Source organism: Streptomyces bobili, from assembly GCF_002154575.1.
Lineage (GTDB): Bacteria > Actinomycetota > Actinomycetes > Streptomycetales > Streptomycetaceae > Streptomyces > Streptomyces bobili.
In genome coordinates this window covers 265-802 of sequence record NZ_MUBA01000538.1, presented here as the reverse complement: position 1 = coordinate 802, position 538 = coordinate 265, and the positions used below count along the sequence as shown (strand labels likewise).

1 protein-coding gene is annotated in these 538 nt (G+C 74.0%); it reads right to left on the bottom strand.

Going from position 1 to position 538, the window contains the following annotated elements:
• Positions 1 to 538, bottom strand: a 538-nt coding sequence (locus BZL64_RS32935) for a DUF2786 domain-containing protein (RefSeq protein ID WP_143663375.1), incomplete at both ends; no start/stop codon positions are given.

Below are 538 nucleotides of genomic sequence, written 5' to 3'. Positions count from 1 at the left end.
CACGGCGGCCAGGCGGGTGCCCACGCGGTGGGCGTAGGCGGCCAGGAAGGACTGGCGGAAGCTCTTCGTGCGTTTGCGTCCGCCCGCCCGCTGCGCCGCCTCGGCCTTCGTCATCGCGGTCCTCGCCTGCACCAGGAGCGAGGTGTAGAGCAGCTCCACCACCTCCAGGTCGGCCTCGAAGCCGACGACCGTGGAGAAGCAGAAAGGTTCGTTCCACACGGCCCGGCAGTGGTTCGCGCCGGCGACCGCGTCCAGCAGCACCGCCTTGGCCTGCTCGTACGGCGGCTCGACACCGATGCGGCGGGCGCCCGGCGCGTCCGGCGCCGGGGCCGCCGCGTCGAGCAGCGCCTCGTCGACGCTGTGCCGGGCCATCAGCTCCTGCGCCTTCTCGGTGAGCGCTTCGGCCTCCTCGGGAAACCCGGTCGCCTCCGCCTTGGCGAGCAGCGCGCGGATGCGGGTGAGCATGCGCGAGTCGGAGCGCGGCCGTCCGCCCGCCGCCTCCTGGAGTGGTTCGAGGGTGGGCAGCCGCAGCAGCAGC